Below are 1,121 nucleotides of genomic sequence, written 5' to 3' on the forward strand. Positions count from 1 at the left end.
GGATGCACGACGAATCGTGTCTAACTCCACTCTTGCGTAGGGTTTAACGTCGAGCTGTAACGTGTCTCGACCATAATTATCAAGGTTCAAACTCGCACTGTAATCTCTGTCATGCAGAGTTTTACATTTTGGACACCGCCACTCACGGTCAGACAGAGTGAGATTGTCATTTATGTAGTCGCAAGTATGAACCGCACATTTCTTCGAGCTGGGAAAGAACCGATCTGCAATCACAACCTGACATCCTCTCAGCTCTGCCTTGTATTCAACAAGTTCTCTCAGCTTACCGAAACCTGCGTCACTGATTGCTCTTGCCAGTTTGCGGTTTTTCACCATGCCTTTTACATTCAGATTTTCGATGGTGATTATTTTGAATCTTGAAGTCAGATAATCACTTACCTCATGCAGTACGGCTGATCGCTGGTTACTTATCCGGTAATGCAGTTTGGCCACCGCTCGCTTGGCTTTCGCATAGCGGTTGCTTCCCTTTGTTTTGCGGCTTAACGCCTTCTGTTTCCTGTTCAGGCGTTTCAGAGAGCATTTCAGTTTCTGATTAGCAGCAAAGGTTTTGCCATTCGAGCAAATAGCTAAATCTTTGATGCCAAAATCAACGCCTACAGACTCATTGGTTTGTGCTTTTGGGTTGTAATCCTGAGTGTCTACCAAAATAGAAGCGAAATACTTTCCGGCTCGTTTACTGATCGTCACCTGACAGGGTGTTCCTGTGAATCTCAGCTCTTGGCGCATATTGATGCGGGTTTTCAGTTTCTCAATGCGAAGTGTTCTGCCATCAACATCGAACTTGGGTTTTTCTCTGAGAGAAAACCTGTCGTGTAGTCCTCGCTTCTTGAATCTTGGATAACCGGCTTTTTCTCCTTTCTCCACCCCACGAAAGAAGCGAGCAAAGGCATCATCAAGATCGTCGATTGTGTTCCTGGTTACACGCTGACTGACTTCGGCATACCAGGGAAACTCAAGCCTGAGTTCTTTGTATTTTTCATTCGCAGCCTTCTTTGACCATTTAACGCCTTCTTGACTGAAATGGGCTAACAGTTGATTGAACGCATGACGACGAGAACCACAAGCCCTATCAAGATAATCGGCTTGTTGTTTTGTCGGTC

Annotated in this window: 1 protein-coding gene; it reads right to left on the reverse strand. The window is 45.4% G+C overall.

Annotated features, from left to right (window positions below):
- On the reverse strand, positions 1-1,121 hold a 1,121-nt coding region (locus tag KBW69_RS23420), incomplete at both ends, for a transposase (RefSeq protein ID WP_257282548.1).

The sequence above is a fragment of the Endozoicomonas sp. ISHI1 genome (genome assembly GCF_024606225.1).
Classification (GTDB): domain Bacteria; phylum Pseudomonadota; class Gammaproteobacteria; order Pseudomonadales; family Endozoicomonadaceae; genus Endozoicomonas_A.